A 25,984-nucleotide genomic window follows, 5' to 3' on the forward strand; every position below is an offset into this window, starting at 1 on the left:
ATTTCCTATGAAACATGTTCTCATGACCAGCATGCTGGCGATCGGACTCGGCTGCGGGGCGGCGATGGCTCAGACGCAGCAGCCCGCCGAAAGCCAATCGGGAGCGGACACCAATTGCGCTTCCGGGGCGACCAACTGCCAGAGCGGTTCGAAGATGAAGAGCCAGGCAGAGGGTACCAAGTCCCAGACTGACCAGCAGGCTCAGGGCAAGGCCAAGATGAAGACCGACGAGCAGGCCCAGGGTAAGGCCGGCGCCGCCACGGACCAGCAGGCCCAGGGTAAGGCTAAGGTCCAGACCGACCAGCAGGCCCAGGGCAAGGCTGGCACCAAGACCGACCAGCAGGCCCAGGACAAGACCAAGGTCCAGACCGACCAGCAGGCCCAGGGCAAGGCCGGCGCCACCACCGACCAGCAGGCCCGGGACAAGACCAAGGTCCAGACCGACCAGCAGGCTCAGGGCAAAACCTCGACGCAGGACAAGACCTCGACCGCGTCCATCAACAATGTGACGGTCGAACAGAAGACCGAGATCACCCATGTGATCAGGGAAACCAAGGTCGAACCGGTGACCAACATCGACTTCGACGTCTCCGTCGGCATCGAAGTTCCGCGTCATAAGGTCAGGCTGCATCGCTTGCCGGCTCGCATCGTGAAGCTCGTCCCGGCTTACGAGGCATACGAGTATTTCGTCCTCGCCGACGGCCGGATCGTCATCGTGGATCCGGATACATACAAGATCGTGCTGGTACTGACCTAGGGCAATTCCACGGAAGAGTGCGTAGCGCTTCCGCTAAATTATTGTCCACTAACAAGGGTTAAAGCACAAGATCGTTCAACCCGCCCCGTTGCACGCGGGTCGGGTTGAGCACTGATGTCGAGATGATGCGGAAAGCTTCCCGGTGCAAACCTCAGCGCATGCTCAGGGATTGTGAGGCCGCAATGTCCGCAAGGTGATCGAGTAGCGGTGCTCGGCGAGCGGCGGGATGCTGTGCTCCCATTGCGACCGCGACGGCCCTGTCATGAGATAGGCCGATCTCGGCTCGACGGTGATGGTCCGACGTTCCCATTTAGACCCGTTCTTGCGCCGAAGGCGAAAATCGCAGGGCGCCAGCAGGGAAACGCCCGCGACGTCCTCGAAATGAGGCTTGTCGCGGTGCCAGCCGATACCGGCGCCGGGCCGGTACTCATTGATCAGGACCTGCGCAAAAGTTTCGACGGGCCGGCCCGCAAAAGCCGCGACCTTTTCGCGCAAGGGCAAAAGAAAATCAGGTATCGGCGGCGCCTCGACCGCTTCTCGCCGGTCATAATCGTAGCGAAGGCCAAAACCGACGACACGCCGGTTCGCTAGATGGCCATGGAAGTCGAAGGCCTTGAAGGGCAGTTCCTCAATATGCCGGGCGAGTTCGATTTCCTCTTGCGGCGTGATCAGTTCCGGCTGGTAGGCGAAACCCTCCGGCAGCTCATCCTGAACGGCGCCGAAGAGATCGTGCTGGGCCACACGGCCGGCGGTTTTCGGTTTGAGCGGCGACATTGTGCCTAGATGGTGAGGGCCGGACCACAAGGCAATATAGGAACCGCGCTTGCCTCCTGGACACGTCGCCAAACGGCGCAACGGAACGCCGGAGCGGCGTGAAAGTTTAGGAAAGGGCGGCCCCGTCGGATGCCGTCGGACATGGTCTAGCCTTGGAGTACCGGATGCTGCGCGTTGAAACGGGGGCCTGCTTTTGCGGGGCGATTGCAGCCGCCATGGACGGTGAGCCCTTCTGGATATGCTATGATCACGATGATGATTGCCGCAAGGCGATCGGCGGTCCACTGACCATCTGGGTCGGATATCGGCCGAGCCAGTTCCGCCTTTTGAGGGGCACGCCAAAGGCCTTTTCCAGGACACCGGGCGTTGTCCGCACTTTCTGCTCCGATTGCGGGAGTTCGATAGGCTATAGCGACGAAGGCTTGCCTGACGAGCTTTATCTTACGATCGGTTTCTTCGACAAACCCGAAGGGCTGCGGCCCCAGGCGCACGCCTATTGGGACCTCAGGCTGCCTTGGGTCGACTTTGCCGACGAGCTGCCGCGCATCGATCGATATTCGAGGCAGCGCGACGCGAAGTTCGGCAATCCACGCGACAGGTAGCGACTTCGGGCGGTACGGAACCGGGCCATGCGTGGCGGGTTTATCCGGATGACCCGTCAGGTGCCACCATGCCGTCGACCGTTATTCGCAACACGCAATACGATCCCGCGACCAGGATCCTCTCGGTCTGGTTCGTGCCGCACGGCAACCGCTACGACTATGAGGAAGTCGCCCCGGCCACCTATGCGGCGTTCATGCGCGCCCCTTCGAAAGGCCGCTTCTTCAATAAATTCATCAAGGACCACCACAGGTACCGTCGCGTGGCGTGATCGCCGTCAGCGGACCGTCATGCCTTCTTGTTCTGCTCGGCGGGCATCTTGTCCGGTGCCGGTTCCCAACCAAAGACGCTACGGCCACCCAACAGATGCGACTGGTCGAATTCGCCGGCGACGATTTCCTTGAGACTGGGGCCGGTGACGTATCGCTCGACCTGGCGCGACTGATCGTCGAGCCGCCTCAAGGCGCCGATTTCCTCTTCGCGACCAAGCCTTGCTTTCTGCACGGCGGATTTCAGCACGCCGATCGTCTCGTCATAGACCTTGAGCGGAACAGGGAACGGATGCCTGTCCTTGCCGCCATGCGCCAGCGAGAAACGGCCGGGGTCCGAAAACCGGCACGGCGCGCCATGCACCACTTCGGCGACGAGGGCCAGAGCGCGCACCGTGCGGGCGCCGACTCCGGGGACCAGAAGAAGCTCGGCAAAATCGGCTGGGCCCCGCTCGGCGGCGGCTGCCATGTTGCCGTGCAGGCGATGCATCACGACATCGCTCTCGCGGACATCGTGGTGGGCCGGCATGACCAGATGCGGCAGCAGCGGCTGCGCCGGAGCCGGCGCGGCACCGGGTTCCAGAGCGGCGAATTCCCGCAGGATACGGTCCGGCCCGAGATCCTGCAGAAGATCCAGCTGCCCCCGGCGCGAGGCTTCGGCGCGCCGGTCGGTCAGGTTGACGATCTCGCCCTGGTTGGCGCCCTCGATGGCCGCATGCGGCTGGTCGACGAAACTCTTCAAACCCTCGGACAGCCAATGGTAGCGACGCGCCACCTTGCTGTCGCCATTCATGCCTTGCTGCACCACCACCCAGTCGCCGTCATCGGTGACGATGAAGCCATGCAGATAGAGGTCGAAACCGTCCTGGACGGCGGCGCTGTCCACCTTGGCGACAAGCCGGCTGGCGGTAGCCAGGCGCGCTCCGTCGAAGCCAATGCGCTCGCCTATTGCCGCGAGCTCGTGCGGGGTCTTGCGCGAATGCGCGCCACGACCACCGCAGACATGGATGCCGAGTTCGCCCGACAGCGGCGTGAGGCCGCGTTTCAAGGCACCGACGACGCTGGTGGTGATGCCTGACGAATGCCAGTCCATGCCCATGACGGCGCCGAAGGACTGGAACCAGAACGGATGCGCCAGGCGCCGCAGCAGTTCGTTGCGGCCATAGTGATGGATGATCGCCTCGCACATGACGGCGCCAAGGCGTGTCATGCGGTCGCCCAGCCATTTCGGCACGCGTCCGCCGTGAAGGGGAAGATCCGCACTGCCCGATCGTTGCGCCACGCCTTTGCCTGCTCCAGTGTCCGCGATTGGTGACAGATAAGCACTACGAGCCCCGCAGGGAAGGCTGGTGCTGCACCCGGGGCCGGCGTCTCAAGCCCAGTTCGAGAGAACCGTTTCCATATCGACCGTCTCGACCTGCTGTGCGAAACGCTGGTGATAGACGGTAAGCAGCGCGTCATGCGTCGCGTCGGAAGAACTGCACAGGGCGTCGGTGACGAGAACCACGCGATAGCCGAAATCGATGGCGCCGAGCACGGTGGCCAGGACGCACACGTCGGTTTCGCCTCCCGTGACGACCAGCGTGTCGATCTCGCGCTCCATCAAAAAAGCCCTGAGGCGACCTTCAAACCAGGGGGAATAGATGTGCTTGTCGATAACTGATGCGGGTGGACAGTAAGCGGCCAGTGGCGGCAACAATTCGATCATGTCCGGCCCGATGTTGTCGATGGCCATCGAAGCCCAGCGCTCATAATAGCGCTTCCATGTACCAACGCCCTGCCCTGGTCTTTGCGCAGGCAGGAAGCGCGTGAAGACCGTCTGTTCCGCCCGCCTTTCCACAAGCTTCTCGATCCGCGGGAGGACACGGGTTATCCAAGGCGTCGCCCAAGGCGACGGCTCGGCAAACAGCTTCTGCATATCCACGCAGACATGCATGCATCGCTGCCCCAGCGGGCCATATGCCAGTCCCGGCATGGACATCAGGGCATTTCCGACCAACGGTAGTTCATCGTGACCTCTCGCATTCCCATCCCGGATTTGGAACGTGGGATCAAGGAACTCGTTCCTGGCCGTTCGCTGGAACCGACGCAGCTGGTTGACGTTTCGGCTGCGTTGAAGGGAGGGCTGGCATGAGACTGTCGGGACTATCGGGCCGCGCTATTCCAGGGATGTCACCGGGATGACGTTAAGTGGCGGTTGTCTCTGCGGTCGGATTCGCTTCACTGTCGATAGCGAGCCAAGGGTTCACTATTGCCATTGCGACATGTGTCGGCGAGCAACCGGGAGCGCGTTCGCGGTTCTGGCGTGGGTACAGTCCCAGAGCCTGGCCTGGACCGCCGCCGAACCGGCCTATCGCAGATCGTCGCCGATCGCCTTGAGGGGATTCTGCTCAAGTTGCGGTTCGCCGCTCAGCCTCGCCTATGACGCATCGCCCCATGAAATCGCGCTGCATGTCGGCACATTCGATGATCCGGCGCCATTGCAGCCTCGTTACAATTATGGATCGAGCCAGCGCCTTGGCTGGGTCTGCTGCGGAATAGACCTGCCGCACCATGAGACCGAGGAACGATGGTAGACGCCGCGAAGAAGACCGCGGCTCGACTCGAATTCCCGCTATCTCACGACACGCTTCTCGAGCTTGCGGGCCAAGGTGCGCCGATGCAGGCCAAGGCGGCGCGCCGTTTCGGAGATGTTGAAGCCGGTTTCGACCAACGTTTCGTGGATGCGCTCCCATTCCAGATTCTTGATCGAGGTGGGACGCGAGGAAAGAGGCACCGAAACATCGCCCTCGGCCCTGCCGAAGGCGGCTTCGATATCATCGGTGTTGGCGGGTTTGGCCAGGTAATGGCTGGCGCCGAGCTTGATCGCCTCGACAGCCGTGGCGATGCTGGCAAACCCGGTCAGCACGACAATCCTGATCGAAGCATCGCGGGCGCCGAGCAACTTGACGCACTCCAGCCCGGAGCCGCCGGCCCCGAGCTTGAGATCGACGACGGCATAGGCCGGAACGGCTGTTTCGAGGGCACGGAGCAGTTCCTCCCTGTCGTGACAGACCATGACGTCGTAGTCGCGTTTTTCGAAGGAACGCTTCAGCGTTTTGGCGAAGGTTACGTCATCCTCGACGATGAACAGCGATCGATCAGGCCTCATGGTCATCTCCATCGGTCAGCGCCGCAAGCGGCAGCGAAAGCGTAACACAGGCGCCCTGCTCCATGTTGCGCGCCGAAAAATCGCCTCCCAGTTTCCGCATCACGTTGACGACGAGGAAAAGACCAAGGCCGCCGCCAGGCCGCCCCTTGCTCGACATATAGGGTTGGCCGAGCGCCGCCAGAATACCTTCGTCGAAACCCGGCCCGCGATCGCGCACGGAGATCACCAGCTTGTCGCCCTGCCGCTCGGCGGTGACGCCGACCCAATGCTGCGATGCTTCCTGGGCATTGTCGAACACGTTGAAGATGACCTGCTTGAGCGCCGTGTCGGACACGATCTGCTCGTCCGGGTCGAAATCGTTGTTGTATTCCAGCCTGAAGGGTTGGCGACTGGTGCGCCATTCCTCGACCAGATCGTCGAGGAAACCGCGGATGGTCGTGCGTATCGTTCCCTCGCCCCTGGCCTGGCCGGAAGACATCAGTATCCCGGACACGATGTGCTTGCAGCGCTCGATCTGGGCCTGCATTTCGGCCACATCGGCCGCCAGTTCGCGGTTGCGCGAAAGGCTGCGCATCTGGCGCCAGTCGGACAGGATGACGGATATGGTGGCAAGCGGCGTGCCGAGTTCGTGCGCGGCGCCGGAAGCCAGCAGGCCCATGCGCACGATGTGGTCCTCCTCGGCCGAACGCTGGCGCAGATCGGCAAGATAGGCGTCGCGCTCACGCAGATTGCGGTTGATGCGCGTCATGAAGATCACGATCAGCCCGGCCGCCAGCACGAAGCAGATGAACATGCCCCTGATATGCAGGGACAAGAGATCGCTGCCATGATGCGGGATGGCGATCGGCTGGAAGAGGAAGATGAGGAAGACGAAGCAGGCGGAGGCCGCCGCCACCAGGATCCAGGTCGACCGTGGCGTCAGCAGCGCCGCGCCGAGCGTGATCTGCAGGAGATAGAGCGACACGAACGGATTGGACGCGCCGCCGCTCAGGTAAAGCTGTGTCGTCAATGCCGCCATGTCGAAGATGAGCGCGACGAAGAGCTGGGTGTTGGTGATCGGCCTTATGCCGCCCAGGACCAGCAGGCTGAAGATGTTCAAGCCGACCAGGAAAAGCACCACGCCGGCCATCTCCGCCAGAGGCAGCGGAATGGCGAACCAGTATTGCGTCGCCAGGATGGTGAGCACCTGGCCCGCCACCGCCAGCCAACGCAGTTGGATGAGCAATAACAGGTTCTTCCTGTTCGTCGCTTCGGGATTGGGGGCCGCGCCGTTGTTGCCAGCAAGGGATGCGGCGCCCAGGGACATGTTATGGCGAAACGTTTGCGTGGGCAGGCTCATCTTGCTGGCCGCCGCCGGCGGCCGATCATCGGCCTGGCCAAGGCAATGGCGAGCATCGCGGCGAGCGTGAACCAGGTCAAAGCATAGACCAGGTGGGTGTTTCGGAAAGTCACGACCGTCAGCCCGCCGCGCGGCCAGCTATCGGTACCTGATGCTTCCGCATCGACGAAATAGGGAGCGGCCTTTGCCAGGCCACGGGCGGTTGCGATGGCGGCGACGTCTCGCGAATACCAACGATTGCCCGTCACGTCGTTCTTGCGCAGGAAGCCACCGCCGGGCTCGCTCATGCGCAAGAGACCATCGATCACGGACGGCGTGGCGGAGCTTGCGCGCTCCCGTTCAAATTCCGCCTTGCGTTCCGGCGGGATGAAGCCGCGATTGACCAGCACGACGAAGCCACGGTCGGTTTGCATCGGCGTCAGCACCCAGTAGCCGCCGCCAAGCTCCGTCACCGCCTGCACCAGCGTGTTGGCACCGCCGAGGAACCGCCCGGCCAATCGCACATGGCTGTATTCATGACCGGTCGCGTTGATGGCTTTCCAGTTCTCCGGACCGGGTACGTCGACAACCGGGGCATGGATGCGCTGGTCGACACGGGCGATCAGGTCGAGCTTCCAGACCCGTCTTTCCAACTGCCATATGCCAAGCCCGACAAACACCAGCGCGCCGAGGAGCCCGAGCAGCACCAGGAAGATGCGCGACGCGGACGACCTGCCTGCGCTCTCCTGCCGCGCGGGGCGCCGAGCGATGCCGGCCTCTCCGACCGCCTCGGCAATGGTCCTCCCCGAGCCCGACGTCAGGTTCATGGCATCTCGCGCATGTCGTGTAGTCCCGGCATCATGTTGGCGTTGAGATGATACATCACCCAGAGCGAACCCGTCAGCACGATGACGACCAGAATCAGCGTGAAGATCAGCGCCAGCATCGACCATCCGCCTTCCGAGGCGGTGTTCATATGCAGGAAGAAGATCATGTGGACGACGATCTGCACGACCGCGAAGGCCATGATGACGATGGCCGCGACCTGCTTGTCGTCGATGGCGCCGGTCATGACCAGCCAGAATGGGATGGCGGTCAGGATCACCGACAGAAGGAAGCCCGTCAGATAGCCCCGGAACGATCCATGTGCCGCTCCACCATGGACGTCTGCGTGACCCTCGGCATGATCATGAGCGCTCATCGCAACATCCCCATCAGATAGACGAAGGTGAAGACGCCGATCCAGACGACGTCGAGGAAGTGCCAGAACATCGAGAGGCACATCAGCCGGCGGCGGTTGGCCTCGATGAGGCCAAATCTCGCGACCTGCGTCATCAGCGTCACCAGCCAGACGATGCCGAAGGTGACGTGCAGGCCGTGCGTTCCGACCAGGGTGAAGAAGGACGACAGGAAGGCGCTGCGCTGCGGCGTCGCGCCTTCATGGATCATGTGGGAAAACTCGTAGAGTTCGATGGACAGGAAAGCCAGGCCGAACAGGCCGGTCACGGCAAGCCAGGCCTGCGTAGCCGCCACGCGGCCCTTGTCCATGGTCAGCATGGCGAAGCCATAGGTGATCGAGGAGAAGAGCAGCATGGCGGTGTTGACCGCCACCAGATCGAGGTCGAACAGATCCTTGGGCGCCGGCCCGGCCGCATAGTTGCCCCCGAGCACGCCATAGGCCGCGAACAGCATGGCGAAGATCAGGCAGTCGCTCATCAAATAGAGCCAGAAACCGAGCATGGTGGAGCCGCCTTCGGCGTGCGCATGCTCTTCTTCCAGGTGAAAGACCGGTTCGGTGCCGGCCGTGATTGCTGTCGATGCCATGCTCAAACCCTAACCCCGGACGGCGAGGAGGGTCGTCCTCGCCTCCTCCGTCCGCGTGACCTCGGCCGCCGAAATGTGGAAGTCTCTGTTATAATTGAAGGTGTGACCGATCGCGGTGGCGATGAGGCACACGAAGCTCAACGCCGCCAGCCACCAGATGTACCAGATCATGCCGAAGCCGAGCGCGACGCTGAAGGCGGCGAGGATCATGCCGGTACCGGTGTTTCTGGGCATATGGATCGGTTTGAAGCCGGCAAGCGGCCTGACGTAGCCGGCCTGCTTCATATCGAACCAGGCGTCGTTGTCTCGAATGACCGGCATGAATGCGAAGTTGTAGGCGGGCGGCGGCGAGGACGTCGACCATTCGAGCGTGCGTCCGTCCCAGGGGTCGCCGGTCGGATCGGCGAGCGCCTCGCGCCTGCGGATCGAGACGAATATCTGGATCAGGAAAGCCGCTATGCCGAAGGCGATCAGCACCGCGCCGAAGGCGGCGATGACGAACCATATCTGCAGCGAGGGGTCGTCGAAAACCCGCATGCGGCGCGTGACACCCATCAGGCCGAGGACGTAGAGCGGCATGAAGGCGAACCAGAAGCCGACCACCCAGCACCAGAACGAGACCTTGCCCCAGAACGGATCGAGCTTGAAGCCGAAGGCCTTCGGCCACCAGTAGGCGATGCCGGCGAACAGGCCGAAAAGCACGCCGCCGATGATGACGTTGTGGAAGTGCGCGATCAGGAACAGGCTGTTGTGCAGCACAAAGTCCGCCGGCGGCACGGCAAGCAGCACGCCGGTCATGCCGCCGACGGTGAAGGTCAGCATGAAGGCCACCGTCCACATCATCGGCAGCTCGAAACGGATGCGGCCCCGATACATCGTGAACAGCCAGTTGAATATCTTGGCCCCCGTCGGGATCGAGATGATCATCGTGGTGATGCCGAAGAAGGAGTTGACGCTGGCGCCGGAGCCCATGGTGAAGAAGTGGTGCAGCCAGACGAGATACGACAGGATGGTGATGACGACCGTGGCGTAGACCATCGAGGTGTAGCCGAACAGGCGCTTGCCGGAAAAGGTCGAGGTGACCTCGGAAAAGACCCCGAATAGCGGCAGGATGAGGATGTAGACCTCAGGGTGACCCCATATCCAGATGAGGTTCACATACATCATCGGATTGCCGCCGAAATCGTTGGTGAAGAAGTTGGTGCCGACATAGCGGTCGAGCGACAGCATGGCGAGCACCGCCGTCAAGACCGGAAAGGACGCGACGATAAGCACGTTGGTGCACAGCGACGTCCAGGTGAAGACCGGCATGCGCATCATCGTCATGCCGGGCGCACGCATCTTGATGATGGTGCAGATCAGGTTGATGCCCGACAGCGTCGTGCCGACACCCGCCACCTGCAGCGCCCATATGTAATAATCGACGCCGACGTCGGGACTGTAGCCGATGCCGGAGAGCGGCGGATAGGCGAGCCAGCCGGTGCGGGCGAATTCGCCGACGAACAGCGAGGCCATGACCAGGATGGCGCCGCCGACCGTCATCCAGAACGAGAAATTGTTGAGGAACGGGAAGGACACGTCGCGGGCGCCGATCTGCAGCGGCACCACGAAATTCATCAGCCCGGTGACGAAAGGCATCGCCACGAAGAAGATCATGATCACGCCATGCGCGGTGAAGATCTGGTCGTAGTGATGTGAGTTCAGGTAGCCTTCGGAGCCGTTGAAGGCGATGGCCTGCTGCAGGCGCATCATGATGGCGTCCGAAAAGCCGCGCAAAAGCATGACGAGGCCGAGCACCATATACATGATGCCGATCTTCTTGTGGTCGACGCTGGTGAACCACTCGCGCCACAGATAGGTCCAGAGCTTGAAATAGGTGATGACGCCAAGAAGCGCGATGCCGCCGAGCGCCACCGCGATGAAGGTGGCCACCACGATCGGCTCGTGCAGCGGCAGCGACTCCAAGGTGAGGCGGCCGAAAATGAATCTGGTCAGCGTGTCGGGCATCGGCTGTCTCTCACAATTCACGCCGCAACAGGCCAAGCGGCGGCGTATCCGCTTCGGCACTGCGGCTGTCTGTCCCTGGCCGGAGCAGCCCCGCCCCGCGCAGCGGCGACAGGTTCTTCGCAGGCCAATAGCTCGGCCAGGCATCGCGGGCCGCACGCGAGACGGCAGCAGCCTCTTCCGCCGTGCAGATGCTGGCGACATAGGAGGGATCGTTTCCGAACACCGCGCCACGCCGGGCAAGCTTGTCGTATTGCAGCGGCAGGGTGTTGCGGACACCCGCAAGGCCGAGACCGCCCTTGGCGTCGATCGACATCATTTCGTTCATGCACATCTTGCCGCGCTCGACGCACAGATTGAGGATGGCTCCATAGAGATCGGGATCGACGGAGGCATAGTGGCGGACCGGTTCGTTCTCGCTCGGCTTTTCGAGTTCGAGATAGCTGTCGCGGTCAAGTTTCGCCGACGCGGTCCTGGTCTGCGCCACCCATCCGTCGAAAGCCTGGCCGGACAGGCCGTGGAAGGCGAAGCGCATGCCCGAAAAGCCGGCGCCGCTGTAATTGGCGGAGAAGCCGCTATAGGTGCCCTCCCGGTTGATGACGGCATGGAGCTTCGTCTCCATCGCGGGCATGGCATAGATCTGGCCGGCAAGGGCTGGAATGTAGAAGGAATTCATCACCGCCGACGAGGTGATGCGGAAGTCGATCGGCTGGTTGACCGGCGCCGCCAGTTCGTTGACCGAGGCGATGCCATAGTCCGGGTAGATGAAGAGCCATTTCCAGTCGAGCGCCACGACCTCGACCCGGAGCGGCTTGTGGTCCTGAGTGACGGGCTGGCCGGGTTCGATGCGATCGATGCGGCGGTATGGGTCGAGCAAATGCGTGCCGAGCCAGGTCAGCGCGCCGAGGCATATGATGATGAGCAGCGGCGCCGCCCAGATCACCAGTTCCAGTTTCGTCGAATGATCCCAGTCCGGCGCGTAGGTCGCCGAAGCGTTGGATTGCCGGTAGCGCCAGGCAAAGAAAATGGTCAGCGCCATGACCGGCACGATGATGAGGAGCATCAGCAGGGTCGAGACCACGAGCAGATCGCGCTGCTGGGCCGCGACATCGCCCGCCGGCGCGAGAACGACCATATCGCAGCCGCTCAACAGCCCGGCCAGAGGAAGCAGAAGCAAGGCTCCAAATCGTTTCATCAGACGCTGCCCTCGATGGACCGCCACAACGCGTTGCGATGTTGCAGTGCGGTATCGACAAAGGGCTACTGCCGGCGACGGCGCGGTGACATTGGACAATTTGTCCAATGCCCAGCCGGGCCGGGTCTGGCGCAGTGTGCAGCGCACAATGGGATTGCTACAAATGCGTCCCGGGTATTTCATACGACGCGGTGGCGACGGACAAGATGGCTCAGACTTCGACAGCCGAAACGAACAGCGAGCTGATCGGCTCGCATCATGGCCAGGTCAGCGCGGGCGACATAGCGGTCGGCGTGATCGTGGGCAGGACGTCGGAATTCTTCGACTTCTTCGTCTACGCGATCGCGTCCGTCATCGTGTTCCCCAAGCTGGTGTTTCCGACGCATGATCCGCTCGTGGGAACGCTCTACTCCTTCGCCATCTTCGCGCTGGCCTTCATCGCCCGTCCGTTTGGCTCCGTCCTGTTCATGGCCGTCGATCGCGCCTATGGCCGCGGCGCGAAACTGACGATCGCGCTGTTCCTGCTCGGCACCTCGACCGTCGCCATCGCGTTCCTTCCCGCCTATGGCGAGATCGGTGCCATCGCGATCTGGCTGCTGGCGCTGGCCCGCATCGGACAGGGGCTGGCGCTTGGCGGAACATGGGACGGCCTGCCCTCGCTGCTGGCGCTGAACGCGCCGCGGAACCGGCGCGGCTTCTACGCCATGATCCCGCAGCTGGGCGCCCCGATCGGCCTTATCGTCGCGAGTTCGCTCTTCGCCTTCTTCGTCGCCAATCTTTCGGCCGACGACTTCTTTTCCTGGGGCTGGCGCTATCCCTTCTTCGTCGCCTTCGCCATCAATGTCGTGGCCTTGTTCGCCAGGCTGCGCATCGTGGTGACGCCCGAATTCTCGAAACTATACGAGAGCGGCGACCTGCAGCCGACGCGCATCAGGGACACGCTCAGGGCCGAAGGCCGCAACGTCGTCATCGGCGCCTTCGCGCCGCTGGCGAGTTTCGCCCTGTTCCATATGGTGACGGTGTTTCCGCTCTCCTGGGTGTTCCTGTTCACCAATGAAGGCCCGGCACGCTTCCTCGCGATCGAGGCGGTGAGCGCGCTGTTCGGCATCGCGGCCATCGTCGCGTCGGGTCCGCTAGCCGATCGCATCGGACGCCGCGCACTGCTCATCGGTTCGGCGATCGCCATCGCGACGTTCAGCGGCTTTGCCCCGCAGCTTCTGGATGGCGGCACGGTCGGCGAGGCCCTGTTCATGGTGCTGGGCTTCATCCTGCTGGGGCTGAGCTTCGGGCAGTCGTCGGGCGTCGTCGCATCGAGCTTTTCGCGACAGCATCGCTATACCGGCTCGGCGATAACCTCGGATCTAGCCTGGATGTTCGGCGCCGGCTTCGCGCCGCTCGCGGCCCTGCTTTTGGCCGGCAATTTCGGCCTCATCGCGGCGGGCGCCTACCTGCTCTCGGGCGCGGCCTGCACCTTGCTTGCCTTGTGGATCGATGGACGGCGTTCGGTCGCGGACCGTCCGCCCGACTGAACACGGCGTGACCTGGCGCGCGCAGGTCACACGCCGCGCGCCGTACCTCCAAGCATTCGCTGCACGATCTATTCCGCCAGCGCCGCGACTTCTCGCCGAAACGGCAATACGCCGCCGATATCGGGGTTCGTCCAGCGCGGAGACGAGGCAGGGGACGGCATAGGTTGCCCAGGTGATGGGGTGACAATGCCACTCACAACCCGGCCGGCGGTCAGAGCATGAATACGGGTCTTATCGTGCAATCATGCGGGGCGAGGCTTTGGTCCGCGTTGTGCGCGAGACTCAATGCCCGGAGTCCCGGCCCTTAACAACCCGACGCCAAGCGACCGGCATGCTGCTCGGCAGCAACCGGTATGCCGCCGAGCAGCTGAGAGCCCATCTTTCAAAGTCCAGGCCACGGTCCAAATATCGCACGCTTAACACGTTTGTCGTACGGGGCCCTCGAGCGGTCCATCGTTGCGGCAGGCAGGTGAGATAGTGGTGGCAAGCGAACCCGGGCGCATCGTTTTGAGGGACCGGTCTGCGAGATCACGGTTTGGCAGTTTTGGTGTGGGGCATTTCGGTGCTCGTTGGCGCAGCAGGTGATGATCCTGAAGCCGGTTTAGCGGACCTGATGCAAGGCGTGCATCGTCGGTCGTGAAATAACTCCGCTTAGCGGAACAACGGCTTAGACGAGAGGTTAGGCGGGCTCCCGAGGAGTGCCCGCATGGCAGAGAATTCCGTCCGAAACTTCAACATCAATTTCGGCCCCCAACATCCTGCCGCACATGGCGTGCTTCGTCTGGTACTCGAGCTCGATGGGGAGGTGGTCGACCGTGTTGACCCCCATATAGGCCTGCTGCATCGCGGGACGGAGAAATTGATCGAAGCCAAAACTTACCTTCAGGCCCTGCCTTACTTCGACCGCCTCGACTACGTGGCACCGATGTCTCAGGAGCATGCCTGGTGCCTCGCGATCGAAAAACTGATGGGCCTGACCGTGCCGCGGCGTGGGCAGTTGATCAGGGTTCTCTATAGTGAAATCTCGCGGATCATGTCTCATCTGCTGAATGTGACAACTCAGGCCATGGACGTGGGCGCGCTGACGCCGCCCTTATGGGGCTTTGTTGAACGCGAGAAGCTGATGGTCTTCTACGAGCGGGCGAGTGGATCGCGCATGCATGCAGCATATTTCCGGCCAGGCGGCGTGCACCAGGACCTTCCGCCAGATTTGATCGTCGACATTGGAAATTGGATCGACCCGTTTCTTAAGACCGTGGATGACCTGGACAGGTTGCTCACCGATAACCGCATCTTCAAACTGCGCAATGTCGACATCGGGCGGATCTCCCAGAATGAAGCCTGGGCCTGGGGCTTTTCCGGCGTGATGGTGCGTGGATCAGGTGCTGCATGGGACTTGCGCAAGTCCCAGCCATACGAGTGCTATGCAGAGATGGATTTCGACATCCCGGTCGGCAAGAATGGCGATTGCTACGACCGCTATCTGTTGCGCATGGAGGAGATGCGGCAGTCTGCTAAGATCATGCGCCAGTGCGTCGACCTGCTAGCAAAGGAGGGGACTGGACCTGTTTCCAATCTCGACGGCAAGGTCGTTCCTCCCAAACGTGCGGCCATGAAGCGGTCCATGGAAGCGTTGATCCACCACTTCAAACTGTACACCGAGGGTTTTCGGGTACCCGCCGGCGAGGTTTACGCCGCGGTGGAAGCCCCGAAAGGAGAGTTTGGCGTCTATTTGGTGTCGGATGGAACGAACAAGCCCTACCGATGCAAGCTGCGGCCTCCGAGCTTCGCTCATCTCCAGGCGATGGACCACCTTTGCCGCGGCCATATGCTGGCCGACGTCACCGCGGTCCTCGGATCGTTGGACATCGTCTTGGGTGATGTGGATCGCTAGTCGTCGCTGGTCAGCAGTTTGCAGGCGCGCCCTCGGCCACTCCACGCCGTGAACTGATGCGGTTCGGAGCTTTCACTTGGGCTTCCCCGACGGCGTCTCCTTCGATCGCTCGATTTTCATCCCCTAAACCTCTCCGTGTACTAGACGATCTCGCCGTCCACCCTCATCGGCTTGTGGATCATCAGCCGCTTAGCCAGGTGCTCGGCATGCACCTCCAGAAGGGTAACCTTGATCGAAGGCCTGCACCGGTTGCAGTCGAATTTCAGCCTCAACGGATCAATGCCGCCGCCGTACACCTTCATAAGATCGGCCGATCTGCAGTAGCAGACGTTGCCGCAACTGCACTCCACCTTCACAAGCATGTTGTGCCGGGTCGCTTGTTCCAGCGTGCGCGCGAAAGCGCTCGGCCACGTATGCGAGCACACCGGGTGCGCGAAGCATGCTGGCTTCGGATTTGCCCGGCACCGCCAAGACTCGCATTGGTTTTGTTGTGAGCACAGGGGCGACGGAGAACGATTCCTTTAGCAGGCTAGTGCCTGGTCCCAATGGATTGGCTGAAACTAATTCTGACTACCTGCGTTCTTGCCTTTCCGATAGTTCGGCAGGTGGCGTTTGGTAGGGTTCCGAAAGTTCAGTGCCGGCGGTGTCTCGGCGCCGGCAAGGTATTCGATTGCAGTAGATGGTTGTCCACAAACGGGACTTGTTGCCCACATGGAGTGCACGGAGGGGGCTGCAAGGGGTCAACGATCAGATGCCCCGAATGTCGCGGCAGCGGCTTGAAAGACGCCGATCTCAAACGTCAAACAGATCAGTAGGACCGCGGCCGATCTCGTCGGGCCTGTACGATCGCAAATGGCATCGGCAATAGTCCTGGACATGGTTCGGCCTCAGAAAATGAAGTAATCGCCGCACGGGGAATATGTTCCTATCGGGGAATGATGGGCAATGGCGATATAGCCTACATCGGCTTACGGCTGTGGGAGGGTCGATGACACCGTTGGCCGGGATCCATCATCACTAAAGAAAGGCGCGAGGCTCGGCCGCCGGATGGAACAATCATATTGCGGTGAGGTTCGGGCGGTCTAACCGGAGAAATGTCCATGTTCATGCACAACAAACGCCTGCAATACACCGTTCGCGTCTCGGAGCCGAATCCCCGCCTCGCCTGTATGATCATGGAACAGTTCGGCGGCGCCGATGGTGAGCTTGCCGCGGCGATGCGATATTTCACCCAAGGCCTTGGCGAAGACGATCTCGGCCGTCGCGACATGCTGCTTGACATCGCGACCGAAGAACTCAGCCACCTCGAAGTGGTGGGATCGATAGTCACCATGCTGAACAAGGGGCTCAAGGCACAACTTGCCGAGGGTCAAATGAAAGAGGCGGAGCTCTACCTGATGATCGGCGCCAGCGGTACGACAGCCAAGGAATCGATTCTGTTCGGCGGCGCTCCCGCGCTGTGCGATTCGGCCGGCGTTCCCTGGACCGCGGCCTATGTCGACTCGCGCGGCGAACCTACGGTGGATCTGCGATCGAATATCGCAGCCGAAGCGCGCGCCAAGATCGTTTACGAACGCCTCATCAACATCACCGACGACCCGGGCATCAAGGACGCGCTCGGCTTCCTGATGACGCGCGAGATCGCTCACCAGAAGTCGTTTGAGAAAGCACTCTACGCGATCGAAAACAATTTCCCGTCAGGCAAGCTGCCAGGCGTAGAGAAGTACGCCAGCATGTACGTCAACACCTCCCAGGGCGACGGCGATGTCACTGGCCCCTGGAATTCCGGCGAAGAGTGGGACCGCATCGATGACCTTGAAAAGGTGATGCCCGTCGACGGCGGAGACGGCTTGGCAACGGTCAAGCTGGGGGCCAAAGACATGAAGGTGGTGGCCAAGATGGCCGACCGTACTCTTTCCGATCCGAGTTCCGATCCGACCACAGGCGCTGATCTAGGTGCGGGTCCGGGAGCTGGCCGAACCAAGAACGCGGATTTTGGCGGCGCGGCAAGCATTGAGGAGGCCCCGGCCATGGCAGAGGCTGCCGTCAAACGCGCACGTAAGCGTTAGTTCGGAGTAGAACGTCGTTGCCGGACACCTAGGTTCGGCGACGGGTCAGGAAGCTGATGACGAAAGCAGGGCATCCGACCGGCAGCGGCGGCCTGGCCGGAGTGCTCGCAAAAAAATCTTTGCTGAACGTGGGTGAAGCACATGGCCACCGCCGCACCGCTACCGCTGTCGGAACATGCGGGACAGCCGGAGAAGGTCCGTGCTCACGGTTGCGAGAACCGGTGCATTGTCGCAATCGGAGCCTCGGCGGGGGGCGTCGACGCGCTGAAGAGACTTGTCCGGGAAATTTCGCCGGACATTCCGGCGGCTCTCCTCGAAGACGGGCCGATTGCCCGTTACCGTTGTCACACCGGACATGCGTTCGAAGCAGACGTTTTGATGCAGGCCCAGGCGGACGATGCGGAACAGGCTCTTTGAAGCCTTCTAAGAGCGCACCAGCAGCGGGCCGAGTTGGCGAAACGGACGGCGAAACGCGAAGCCGCTCGGGAAAGACATAGACTAGCCAGCCAAATGGCCAGCCGGCCGCGGAATACGAAGCCGACGCCAAACTTATTGAAGAGATCATCCATCGCCGAACGCTGTGACAACGGCAACAGCGCTCTCAGGGAGAGGCGAGTGCGTTTGCGCGATCCCGGTCGCGTTTTCAAGCATCAAGTACTCGTCGCGACCGTGGCGCAGGGACATGGGTCCAGCCGTTATGGAACCCCAGGCTTCAACTCCAGCTGCACGAATTTTTCAAAGCAGGAACATAGAAGCATTACGCGAGTTAGACACCAACGCATACGACATATCCTCGCACTCTCCATCTGGCGGGGGTCTTCTTGTCATGTGAACGGATGCCCGGGACAATGTACCGCTCTCAGCTTTTCGTACCTGTCTTTGCTCTGCTGTTGCTGATCGGTGGCCTCTTCCACCAGGATAAGGCCATGGCGCAGCAGCCCTGCCCGGCCGATCACGACAGGCTGCTTGGTGTACTCAAGGCCAACGTGAAGGCAAGCGGCGGCCCAGCCAATGGCGGCTTTGAAACTAACGAATGGGCAGCCATCGTTGCTCGTGACGGCACCGTCTGCGCGGTTGCGTTCAGTGGGCCCACGGCCGACTCGCAATGGCCTGGGAGCCGCCTCATCGCAGCGGAGAAAGCCAACACGGCCAACGGTCTCAGCCTGGCTCAGATGGCCCTGTCGACGGCCAATCTCTATGCGGGGGCGCAGCCGGGCGGGCCACTATTCGGCCTGCAGGCGACCAATCCGGTCAACCAGGCTGCGGCCTATGCGGGCGATCCCAAAACTTTCGGCAGCGCGAGCGATCCGCTGGTCGGCAAGCCGGTCGGAGGTGTCGTGGTGTTTGGGGGCGGGCTCGCCCTCTACGACGGCAATAGCATCGTCGGCGGCCTCGGCGTTTCAGGCGATTCCTCATGCGCCGATCACAATGTCGCCTGGCGTATCCGCGCGGCGCTCGGCTTCGACAAGGTCCCGGCAGGCGTCAATCCAAATCGCAAGGACGCGATTGTCTACGATCTGGACCCCGGCGGCAAAAGCGCTTCGGGCTGGGGCCATCCGCTTTGTGCCGGAACAGAAGCCGACATCGCGGCCGAACTCGGTGCCGGCGTGGGAGGCTCGATCAAAAAATGAAAGCTTTGCCGCAGTTGGCATTAACGCGCGTTGACGCACAACGACATACCCGCAAATGGACAGCCGGGAATTCCTTTGGCGTTATCCTTTTGGTGACGCTGCTCGCCTGCCTGCCGCTTCTGGGCGCTGCCTCGGAGCCCCCTCAGACAGGCGCGATCGTACCGCCCGCCGCAGCCTCGCCACCCGATGACGGCCAATGGACGATGCCGGCCAAGAACTACGCGTCGACGCGCTTCAGCGAACTCTCCGAGATCAATGACGGCAACGTCAAGAACCTGCAGGTCGCGTTCACGTTCTCGACAGGTGTGAACAAGGGGCAAGAAGCGGCGCCGCTGGTCGTCGGCAACACCATGTATATCGTAACGCCCTTCCCCAACATCGTATATGCGCTCGATCTCTCCAGGCCAGGCGCCCCGATGAAGTGGAAGTACGAACCCAATCCCGAGCCGGCGGCACAGGGGGTGGCCTGCTGCGACGTCGTTAACCGAGGGGCGGCCTTCGCCGATGGACGCGTTTTCTTCAACACGCTGGACGGCCACACGATTGCCCTCGATGCGAACACGGGCAAGCCGATCTGGAACACGCATATCGGCAACATCAATATAGGCGAGACCATCACCATGGCGCCGCTTGTGGTGAAGGGCAAAGTGCTGGTCGGCAATTCCGGCGGCGAGATGGGCGTTCGCGGCTGGGTCAAGGCGCTTGACGCCGGCGACGGTCATGTCGTCTGGACCGCCTACGGCACCGGGCCGGACAAGGACGTGCTGATAGGGCCGACTTTCAAGCCGCATTACGACATGGACAAGGGCAAGGATCTTGGCGTCACCACGTGGCCGCCGGAAGCCTGGAAGATCGGCGGCGGCAACATGTGGGGCTGGATTTCCTATGATCCCGATCTGAACTTGATCTTCCACGGCACCGGCAATCCCGGACCATGGAACCCGGATTTGCGGCCGGGCGACAACAAATGGACGTCTGGCATTTTCGCACGCGATCCCGACACCGGGGCGGCGAAATGGTTTTATCAGTGGAGCCCGCATGACCTCCACGACTATGACGGCATCAACGAGCAGATCCTGCTCGACATGACCTGGCAGGGCAAGCCGCGCAAGGTGCTGGTCCGGCCGGAGCGCAATGGCTATCTGTACATCCTCGACCGGACCACAGGCGAAGTCCTGTCGGCAAAACCCTTCGGCCCCGTCAACTCCAGCAAAGGTGTTGATCTCAAGACGGGCCGACTGATCGAAAACCCTGACAAGAAGACCGGAACCGGCAAGGTCGTTCGCGATATCTGTCCGACGGCATCAGGCCTCAAGGACTGGCAGCCATCCGCGTTCTCGCCGAAGACCGGCCTGCTCTACATCCCGCACAACAATCTTTGCATGGATGAAGAAGGCGTCGAGGTGAACTACATAGCCGGCACGCCCTATGTGGGGATGAACGTCCGCATGATCCCCGGGCCCGGCGGCAATCGCGGCGCCTTCACCGCCTGGGATGTCGCGGCGGAGAAACCCGCCTGGAGCCTCAAGGAGAATTTCCCGGTGTGGAGCGGCGCGGTGGTGACCGCCGGCGACGTCGTCTTCTATGGCACGATGGAAGGCTGGTTCAAGGCGGTGAGCGCCAGGACCGGCGATCTGCTGTGGCAGTTCAAGACCTCGTCGGGGATCATCGGCCAGCCCATCACCTATCGCGGACCCGACGGGCACCAATATGTCGCCATCCTCTCGGGCGTGGGCGGCTGGGCCGGCGCGATCGTCTCGGGCGACCTAGACCCCCGCGATGCAACGGCGGCACTGGGCTTCGTCAACGCGATGAAGGATCTGAAAAACGCGACAACGGCGGGAGGCACGCTCTATGTGTTTCGGCTGCCTCGATAGATTTGCGACGGTCGTGAGGCTGGGACGCAGGGTCCTCGTGCTGCTTGCGATCGGCATCGGCATGCTGGGTTCGCTGGATGCGGCGAGAGCAGCCGACGGACGCGAGCTCAGGGTATGCGCTGATCCCAACAACATGCCGTTTTCCAACGCGGCCGGTCAGGGGTTCGAGAACAAAATCGCGCAAATCGTGGCGGGCGAGCTCGGCGCAAAGTTGTCCTACACGTGGTGGGCCCAGCGTCGCGGCTTCGTGCGCAACACCCTGAAGGCGGGATTGTGCGATCTTGTTCCCGGCACCCCGGCCAATCTCGAAATGCTGCGCACCACCACACCCTACTACAGGTCGTCATACGTTTTCGTCACGCGACAGGACGGTCCGGACATCAGTTCTTTCAACGATCCGCGCCTGCGCGGCATGCGGATCGGCGTGCAGCTTATCGGCGATGACGGCGCCAATTCCCCGCCCGTCCAGGCGCTTGGTCGCCGCGGCGTCGTCGGCCGTCTCGTCGGCTATCCGGTCTATGGCGACTATTCCGCACCCAATCCCCCGGCGCGCATCGTCGAAGCGGTGGCCGCAGGTCAGATCGACCTCGCGGTCGTTTGGGGACCGCTTGCCGGCTATTTTGCCGCCAGGCAGAAGGTGCCGCTCCGCATTACGCCGGTCAGGCCAGCCATAGACGGGCCGTTGCTGCCGATGGTCTACGATATCTCCATGGGCGTACGGCGCGAGGACGAAGCCTTGCGCGGCGAGGTGAACGCAGCGCTGGCCAGGCACAGGGCCGAGATCGACGCCGTGCTGGCGCAATATAGCGTTCCCCGCCTCGACGCTTCCGGGAGCAAGGCACGATGATACGCCGGGTTGCCGTGCTGGTTTCGGCGACGCTGGTCCTGGCTGCCTGCCAGCGCGAGGAGCGAGACACGCGGCCGCAATCGGCGCTTGGATCCGGCGAGCAGCCGACGCCTGTGACCACGCTCGAGCCCGGCGGCGAAAGACCCTTTCACACCGACAACAAGGCGGCGAGTTTCGAGGCCAACGCCTTCCATATGAGCGAGGGCAAGCGCCTGTTCAGCTGGTTCAACTGCTCGGGCTGCCATGCCAACGGTGGGGGTGGCATGGGGCCGGCGCTGATGGACGAGAAGTGGATCTATGGCAGCTCGATGGAAAGCATCCATGCTACGATCCGCGACGGTCGGCCGAATGGGATGCCGAGTTTCCGCGACAAGATCCCCGACGACCAGATCTGGGAGCTTGCGGCTTACGTTCGCTCGCTCAGCGGCAACGCGCCGTCTTCCGCCGCGCCGCAACGCAATGACGACATGATGGTGCATCCGTCGGAAAACCGCATGCCAGATGCCGCCACGCTGGGGAAGTCGCCGTGAAGCGCCCCGTGTCGATGGCGTTCGCCACCGCTGGTGCTCTGTTGCTCCAGGGGTGCGCGGGCTGGCAATCGGTCCTCGACCCGAAAGGTCCCGCGGCGAGCGAGCAGGCATGGCTGATTTGGTTCTTCACCGGCCTCTGCGCGGTGGTGTGGGTGCTGGTGATGATCGCCCTCGCCGCGCCGCTGATGATGCGGTCGCGCGCGCAGGCGGAACCGCTCGCGATCGACGCCGGCGCCGAAGGACGGAAGCTGCGCGTGGTTCTGACCGCCGTCGCGGTGACCGCCGCCATTCTGATCGGATTGACCTTGCTGAGCTTCTTCGCCAACAGGACGCTTGCCGCGATCGGCTCGGATGCCTCGCTGACCATTCGGGTCACGGGCCATCAATGGTGGTGGGAGGTGCGCTACGAGGATGCAACGCCAAGCCGCATCTTGACCACGGCAAACGAGATCCATATCCCTGCCGGCGAGCCGGTCCGGCTTCTTTTGACCTCGACCGACGTCATCCATTCGTTCTGGATCCCGAGCCTTTCCGGCAAGCTCGACCTCATCCCCGGCCACATTAACGTGCTCGACATCAAAGCCGACAAGCCCGGCGTCTACCGGGGTCAATGCGCCGAGTTCTGCGGCGCGCAGCATGCGAATATGGGCACCTTCATCATCGCCGAGCCGCGTGCAAAGTTCGATGCCTGGTGGAACGACCAGTTGCAGCCGGCCGTGGCCCCGGCAGGTGACGAGGCCAAAGCCGGCGAAGATCTGTTTCTGAGGCGCCCCTGCGTGATGTGCCACAGAATAGGCGGCACGCCCGCGGGAGGAACGGTCGCCCCCGATCTCACCCATATAGCCAGCAGGAAGACGCTGGCGGCCGGAACACTGACGATGAGCCGCGGCAATCTCGCCGCCTGGATAGCCGACCCGCAAGGCGTCAAGCCCGGATCCCATATGCCGGTGGTCGATCTTGACGGCGACGAGCTCAACGCCATCGTCGCCTATCTCGAGGGCCTGAAATGAGCAGCGCCGATATCACAGGCGACCGCGATATCTCGAAACCGGATACAGCGTCCAAGGGCGACATTGCTCCAGAACGCGACGGACCGCGCGATACGGGGATGGACGATGCCCGCCTGCATCGCTGGCTGGAACGCACCTGGCGCACGCCCCCCGGCATCGTCGGAGCGCTGTCCAGCGTCGATCACAAGGTGATCGCACGGCGCTATCTGATCACGGCCTTCGTATTTCTGTGCCTGGGCGGGCTCAATGCCATCGCCATGCGTATCCAGCTCTCAGGTCCACAGCGCGGCCTGATCGGGCCGGACCTCTACAACCAACTGTTCACGATGCACGGCGTTACTATGATGTTTCTGTTCGCGGTGCCCATCGTCCAAGCAACAGGAATCTATCTCGTGCCGCTGATGGTCGGCACCCGCAATATCGCGTTCCCTCGCCTGAACGCGTTCGGGTACTGGATCTACGTTTCAGGTGGCGTTTTCGCCTGGGTATCTTTCGCGCTCAACATGGCGCCCGATGTCGGCTGGTTTGCTTACGTGCCGCTGTCCGGCCCCGAATTCGCGCCGGGCAAGCGGGCCGACGTCTGGGCGCAGATGATCACTTATACTGAAGTATCCTCGCTGGCCGTCGCGGTGGCGACGATCGTCACGGTGTTCAAGCAGCGAGCCCCTGGCATGTCGCTGGACAAGATCCCGCTCTATGTCTGGGCAATGCTGGTTACCTCCTTCGTCGTCGTCTTCGCAATGCCGGCGGTGATGATCACTTCCACCTTCCTGATCCTCGACCGGCTGGTCGGCACGCACATCTTCAACCCGGCGGAAGGTGGGGATGTTCTGCTGTTCCAACATCTCTTCTGGTTCTTCGGCCACCCGGAAGTCTACATCATCTTCCTGCCCGCTACGGGCATGGTGTCCTCGATCATTCCCGTTTTTGCCAGGCGACCGACATTCGGTCATCTCGGGCTTGTCCTGTCGCTGGTCGCGGTCGGCTTCCTGTCGTTCGGGCTGTGGGTCCACCACATGTTCGCCACGGGATTGCCGAAGCTTGGCGCCAGCTTCTTCACAGCGTCCAGCATGATGATCGCCATTCCCAACGGCGTGCAGATCTTCTGCTGGCTGGCGACCCTGTGGGACGGCAGACCAGTGGTCCGAACGCCGCTGCTGTTCGTGTTCGGCTTCTTCTTCATCTTCGTCATCGGCGGCCTCACCGGCGTCATGCTCGCCTCGGTACCCCTCGACCTCCAGGTACACGACACCTATTTCGTCGTCGCCCATTTCCATTACGTGCTGATCGGCGGCTCTGTCTTCCCGCTCCTGGGCGCGGCCTATTTCTGGTTCCCCAAGATCAGCGGCCGGATGATGAGCGAGCGTCTCGGACGCTGGCACTTCTGGCTGGCTTTCATCGGATTCAACGCCACGTTTTTCCCGATGCATCTCGTCGGGTTGTGGGGCATGCCGCGAAGGGTCTACACCTATCCGGCCGAGCTTGGCTGGGGAAATATCAACCTTTTCATCTCGGCCGGGGCTGTGCTCTTCTTCCTGAGCTTCGTCCTGTTCATTTTCAATCTTGCGCATGGCGCGCTGAAAGGCGCACCAGCCGGGAACAATCCCTGGAATGCCGGAACCTTGGAATGGGCGACGTCTTCGCCGCCGCCGAGCTATAATTTCGCGCGTATTCCGATCGCCACGCATGTCGAGCCGCTCTGGGCTGAGCGCGAGGCGCTGCCCGTGGCGACGGGGCTGCGGGTCGATGCGCGCGAGCTCCTCATCTCGACCGTGGCGGAAGCCCATCCAGACATTCGCGAGAAATCGGCGGCACCCTCCATCTGGCCGCTGCTGGCGGCGATCTCCGTCGGCGCGACATTTGTCTATTCGATCTTCACGCCATGGGCGGTTGTATGGGGCGCCGCTCCGATCGCCATCACGCTGATCGGATGGTTTTGGCCCAAGGGCGATCCGGAGGACGAAGAATGAAGCAGCGCCCCGCCGCCGATATTTCCGACCTGCCGACCTTTGGACATGGCGCGCGCAGCCCGACCTGGTGGGGCACACTCGGCTTCATGGCGCTGGAAGGCACGGGTTTCGCGCTGGCGGCCGGCGCTTATCTCTATCTCGCGACCCTGTGGCCCAGCTGGCGTCTAAGCGCACCGGAGCCCAACCATTGGCCAGGAACGATCGTCACCATCTTGCTCATCGTCAGCCTTGTGCCGAACCACATCCTCCATCGCTATGCCGAGCGGTGTGCCATGCTGCCGGTGCGGATCGGCATGATCGTCATGTCGCTGTTCGGCATCGCTCCGCTCGTGGTGCGCTGGTTCGAATTCCCGGCTCTCAACATCTATTGGGACACCAATGCCTATGGATCCATGCTCTGGGTGCTGCTCGGGCTGCACACCACGCATCTCATAACCGATGTCGGCGACACCATCGTGCTGACGGTGCTGATGTTCACGCGTCACGGCTATAGCGGCCGGCGCTTCGGCGATGTCGGCGACAATGTCTTCTACTGGGACTTCGTGGTCCTGACCTGGATTCCGATCTATCTGCTCATCTACTGGATGCCGAGGCTAGGCTGAGATGCGTGCGTTGCGTTTTGGAACGTCTTGGGGTGGCCTACTGTCAGGCCCGCTAGCTTGGGCACTCTCGACGCAGCTGAACTATGCGCTGGTTCCCTGGCAATGCAACCACCAGGTGCCGGTGGTGCTCCCC

General features: G+C 62.2%; 26 protein-coding genes. 15 read left to right on the forward strand and 11 right to left on the reverse strand.

From position 1 onward, the window contains the following. The first annotated feature begins 7 nt into the window (after positions 1–7). The gene (locus FJ948_RS25230) at positions 8–757 is read left to right on the forward strand and encodes a DUF1236 domain-containing protein (protein ID WP_140709287.1); all 750 of its coding nucleotides are present in this window, start codon (positions 8–10) and stop codon (positions 755–757) included. Positions 758–919: 162 nt separating this feature from the next. Here the strand turns inward: FJ948_RS25230 and FJ948_RS25235 are convergent, their stop codons facing one another. Beyond that, positions 920–1,531, reverse strand: coding sequence for an alpha-ketoglutarate-dependent dioxygenase AlkB (locus FJ948_RS25235; RefSeq protein WP_140709289.1), 612 nt, complete (start codon positions 1,529–1,531; stop codon positions 920–922). A gap of 164 nt (positions 1,532–1,695) precedes the next feature. Between FJ948_RS25235 and FJ948_RS25240 the strand changes: the two genes are divergently transcribed. Together FJ948_RS25240 and FJ948_RS25245 are read left to right on the forward strand one after the other, a co-directional pair. After that, positions 1,696–2,133 carry a GFA family protein gene (locus FJ948_RS25240; RefSeq protein ID WP_181173812.1) on the forward strand — a complete coding sequence of 146 codons (438 nt, stop codon included), beginning with the start codon at positions 1,696–1,698 and terminating at the stop codon, positions 2,131–2,133. 68 nt (positions 2,134–2,201) lie between these two features. After that, entirely contained in the window at positions 2,202–2,402 is a 201-nt protein-coding gene (locus tag FJ948_RS25245; protein WP_140709291.1) for a KTSC domain-containing protein, read from the forward strand. Positions 2,403–2,419: 17 nt separating this feature from the next. On the opposite strand, the gene FJ948_RS25250 is transcribed toward FJ948_RS25245, so the two are convergent. Continuing rightward, positions 2,420–3,682: a DUF763 domain-containing protein gene (locus FJ948_RS25250; RefSeq protein ID WP_140709292.1), complete on the reverse strand. Its 1,263-nt coding sequence runs from the start codon at positions 3,680–3,682 to the stop codon at positions 2,420–2,422. Positions 3,683–3,772: 90 nt separating this feature from the next. Then, positions 3,773–4,381, reverse strand: a complete 609-nt coding sequence (locus FJ948_RS25255; protein WP_140709294.1) for an isochorismatase family cysteine hydrolase — start codon at positions 4,379–4,381, stop codon at positions 3,773–3,775. Positions 4,382–4,580: 199 nt separating this feature from the next. Here FJ948_RS25255 and FJ948_RS25260 point away from each other — a divergent pair, with 199 nt between their 5' ends. Beyond that, positions 4,581–4,976, forward strand: a complete 396-nt coding sequence (locus tag FJ948_RS25260) for a GFA family protein (RefSeq protein ID WP_140709295.1) — start codon at positions 4,581–4,583, stop codon at positions 4,974–4,976. A gap of 38 nt (positions 4,977–5,014) precedes the next feature. Here the strand turns inward: FJ948_RS25260 and FJ948_RS25265 are convergent, their stop codons facing one another. The 7 genes from FJ948_RS25265 to cyoA are packed head-to-tail and all read right to left on the reverse strand — an operon-like array spanning position 5,015 to position 11,892. Next, positions 5,015–5,551 (reverse strand): response regulator transcription factor, encoded by a 537-nt coding sequence (locus FJ948_RS25265; RefSeq protein ID WP_181173813.1) that lies wholly within the window; start codon positions 5,549–5,551, stop codon positions 5,015–5,017. Next, on the reverse strand, positions 5,541–6,890 hold the full coding sequence (locus tag FJ948_RS25270; RefSeq protein WP_140709297.1) for an ATP-binding protein: 1,350 nt from the start codon (positions 6,888–6,890) through the stop codon (positions 5,541–5,543). The genes FJ948_RS25265 and FJ948_RS25270 overlap by 11 nt, the downstream gene beginning before the upstream one ends. Continuing rightward, positions 6,887–7,696: an SURF1 family protein gene (locus FJ948_RS25275; RefSeq protein WP_140709298.1), complete on the reverse strand. Its 810-nt coding sequence runs from the start codon at positions 7,694–7,696 to the stop codon at positions 6,887–6,889. Before FJ948_RS25275 ends, FJ948_RS25270 begins: the two co-directional genes overlap by 4 nt. Next, positions 7,693–8,070 (reverse strand): cytochrome o ubiquinol oxidase subunit IV, encoded by a 378-nt coding sequence (gene cyoD / locus FJ948_RS25280; protein WP_140709299.1) that lies wholly within the window; start codon positions 8,068–8,070, stop codon positions 7,693–7,695. The genes FJ948_RS25275 and cyoD overlap by 4 nt, the downstream gene beginning before the upstream one ends. Further along, positions 8,067–8,699 (reverse strand): cytochrome o ubiquinol oxidase subunit III, encoded by a 633-nt coding sequence (cyoC, locus tag FJ948_RS25285; protein ID WP_210242288.1) that lies wholly within the window; start codon positions 8,697–8,699, stop codon positions 8,067–8,069. Before cyoC ends, cyoD begins: the two co-directional genes overlap by 4 nt. Positions 8,700–8,702: 3 nt before the next feature. Further along, entirely contained in the window at positions 8,703–10,700 is a 1,998-nt protein-coding gene (gene cyoB / locus FJ948_RS25290; protein WP_140709302.1) for a cytochrome o ubiquinol oxidase subunit I, read from the reverse strand. 10 nt (positions 10,701–10,710) lie between these two features. Further along, entirely contained in the window at positions 10,711–11,892 is a 1,182-nt protein-coding gene (gene cyoA / locus FJ948_RS25295) for a ubiquinol oxidase subunit II (protein WP_140709303.1), read from the reverse strand. 206 nt (positions 11,893–12,098) lie between these two features. Between cyoA and FJ948_RS25300 the strand changes: the two genes are divergently transcribed. Both FJ948_RS25300 and FJ948_RS25305 read left to right on the forward strand, forming a co-directional pair. Then, positions 12,099–13,421: an MFS transporter gene (locus tag FJ948_RS25300; RefSeq protein WP_140709304.1), complete on the forward strand. Its 1,323-nt coding sequence runs from the start codon at positions 12,099–12,101 to the stop codon at positions 13,419–13,421. 706 nt (positions 13,422–14,127) lie between these two features. Then, positions 14,128–15,315, forward strand: coding sequence for an NADH-quinone oxidoreductase subunit D (locus FJ948_RS25305; RefSeq protein ID WP_140709305.1), 1,188 nt, complete (start codon positions 14,128–14,130; stop codon positions 15,313–15,315). 140 nt (positions 15,316–15,455) lie between these two features. Here FJ948_RS25305 and FJ948_RS25310 read toward each other — a convergent pair whose 3' ends face one another. After that, complete coding sequence (locus FJ948_RS25310; protein ID WP_246677617.1) at positions 15,456–15,617, reverse strand: hypothetical protein; 162 nt, start codon at positions 15,615–15,617, stop codon at positions 15,456–15,458. 798 nt (positions 15,618–16,415) lie between these two features. Here FJ948_RS25310 and FJ948_RS25315 point away from each other — a divergent pair. The 9 genes from FJ948_RS25315 to FJ948_RS25355 all read left to right on the forward strand — a co-directional run bounded on the left by FJ948_RS25315 (position 16,416) and on the right by FJ948_RS25355 (position 25,851). Then, positions 16,416–17,384 carry a manganese catalase family protein gene (locus tag FJ948_RS25315; protein ID WP_140709307.1) on the forward strand — a complete coding sequence of 323 codons (969 nt, stop codon included), beginning with the start codon at positions 16,416–16,418 and terminating at the stop codon, positions 17,382–17,384. 141 nt (positions 17,385–17,525) lie between these two features. Then, complete coding sequence (locus FJ948_RS30400; protein ID WP_181173814.1) at positions 17,526–17,801, forward strand: hypothetical protein; 276 nt, start codon at positions 17,526–17,528, stop codon at positions 17,799–17,801. A 509-nt stretch (positions 17,802–18,310) separates the two neighbouring features. Then, positions 18,311–19,015 carry a heme-binding protein gene (locus FJ948_RS25325; protein ID WP_140709308.1) on the forward strand — a complete coding sequence of 235 codons (705 nt, stop codon included), beginning with the start codon at positions 18,311–18,313 and terminating at the stop codon, positions 19,013–19,015. Next, positions 19,012–20,892 carry a methanol/ethanol family PQQ-dependent dehydrogenase gene (locus FJ948_RS25330; RefSeq protein ID WP_140709310.1) on the forward strand — a complete coding sequence of 627 codons (1,881 nt, stop codon included), beginning with the start codon at positions 19,012–19,014 and terminating at the stop codon, positions 20,890–20,892. Before FJ948_RS25325 ends, FJ948_RS25330 begins: the two co-directional genes overlap by 4 nt. 61 nt (positions 20,893–20,953) lie before the next feature. Beyond that, positions 20,954–21,739 (forward strand): substrate-binding domain-containing protein, encoded by a 786-nt coding sequence (locus tag FJ948_RS25335; protein ID WP_224536677.1) that lies wholly within the window; start codon positions 20,954–20,956, stop codon positions 21,737–21,739. Then, a complete protein-coding gene (locus FJ948_RS25340; protein ID WP_140709312.1) occupies positions 21,736–22,269 on the forward strand; it encodes a c-type cytochrome in 534 nt (177 codons plus the stop codon). Before FJ948_RS25335 ends, FJ948_RS25340 begins: the two co-directional genes overlap by 4 nt. A gap of 14 nt (positions 22,270–22,283) precedes the next feature. Beyond that, positions 22,284–23,279 (forward strand): cytochrome c oxidase subunit II, encoded by a 996-nt coding sequence (gene coxB / locus FJ948_RS25345; protein ID WP_140709355.1) that lies wholly within the window; start codon positions 22,284–22,286, stop codon positions 23,277–23,279. Next, positions 23,276–25,249, forward strand: a complete 1,974-nt coding sequence (gene ctaD, locus FJ948_RS25350; protein ID WP_140709313.1) for a cytochrome c oxidase subunit I — start codon at positions 23,276–23,278, stop codon at positions 25,247–25,249. Before coxB ends, ctaD begins: the two co-directional genes overlap by 4 nt. Then, a complete protein-coding gene (locus FJ948_RS25355; protein WP_140709314.1) occupies positions 25,246–25,851 on the forward strand; it encodes a cytochrome c oxidase subunit 3 in 606 nt (201 codons plus the stop codon). The genes ctaD and FJ948_RS25355 overlap by 4 nt, the downstream gene beginning before the upstream one ends. The last annotated feature ends 133 nt before the right edge of the window (positions 25,852–25,984 follow it).

The organism is Mesorhizobium sp. B2-3-12, from assembly GCF_006442205.1.
In the GTDB taxonomy this organism is placed as follows: Bacteria; Pseudomonadota; Alphaproteobacteria; order Rhizobiales; family Rhizobiaceae; genus Mesorhizobium.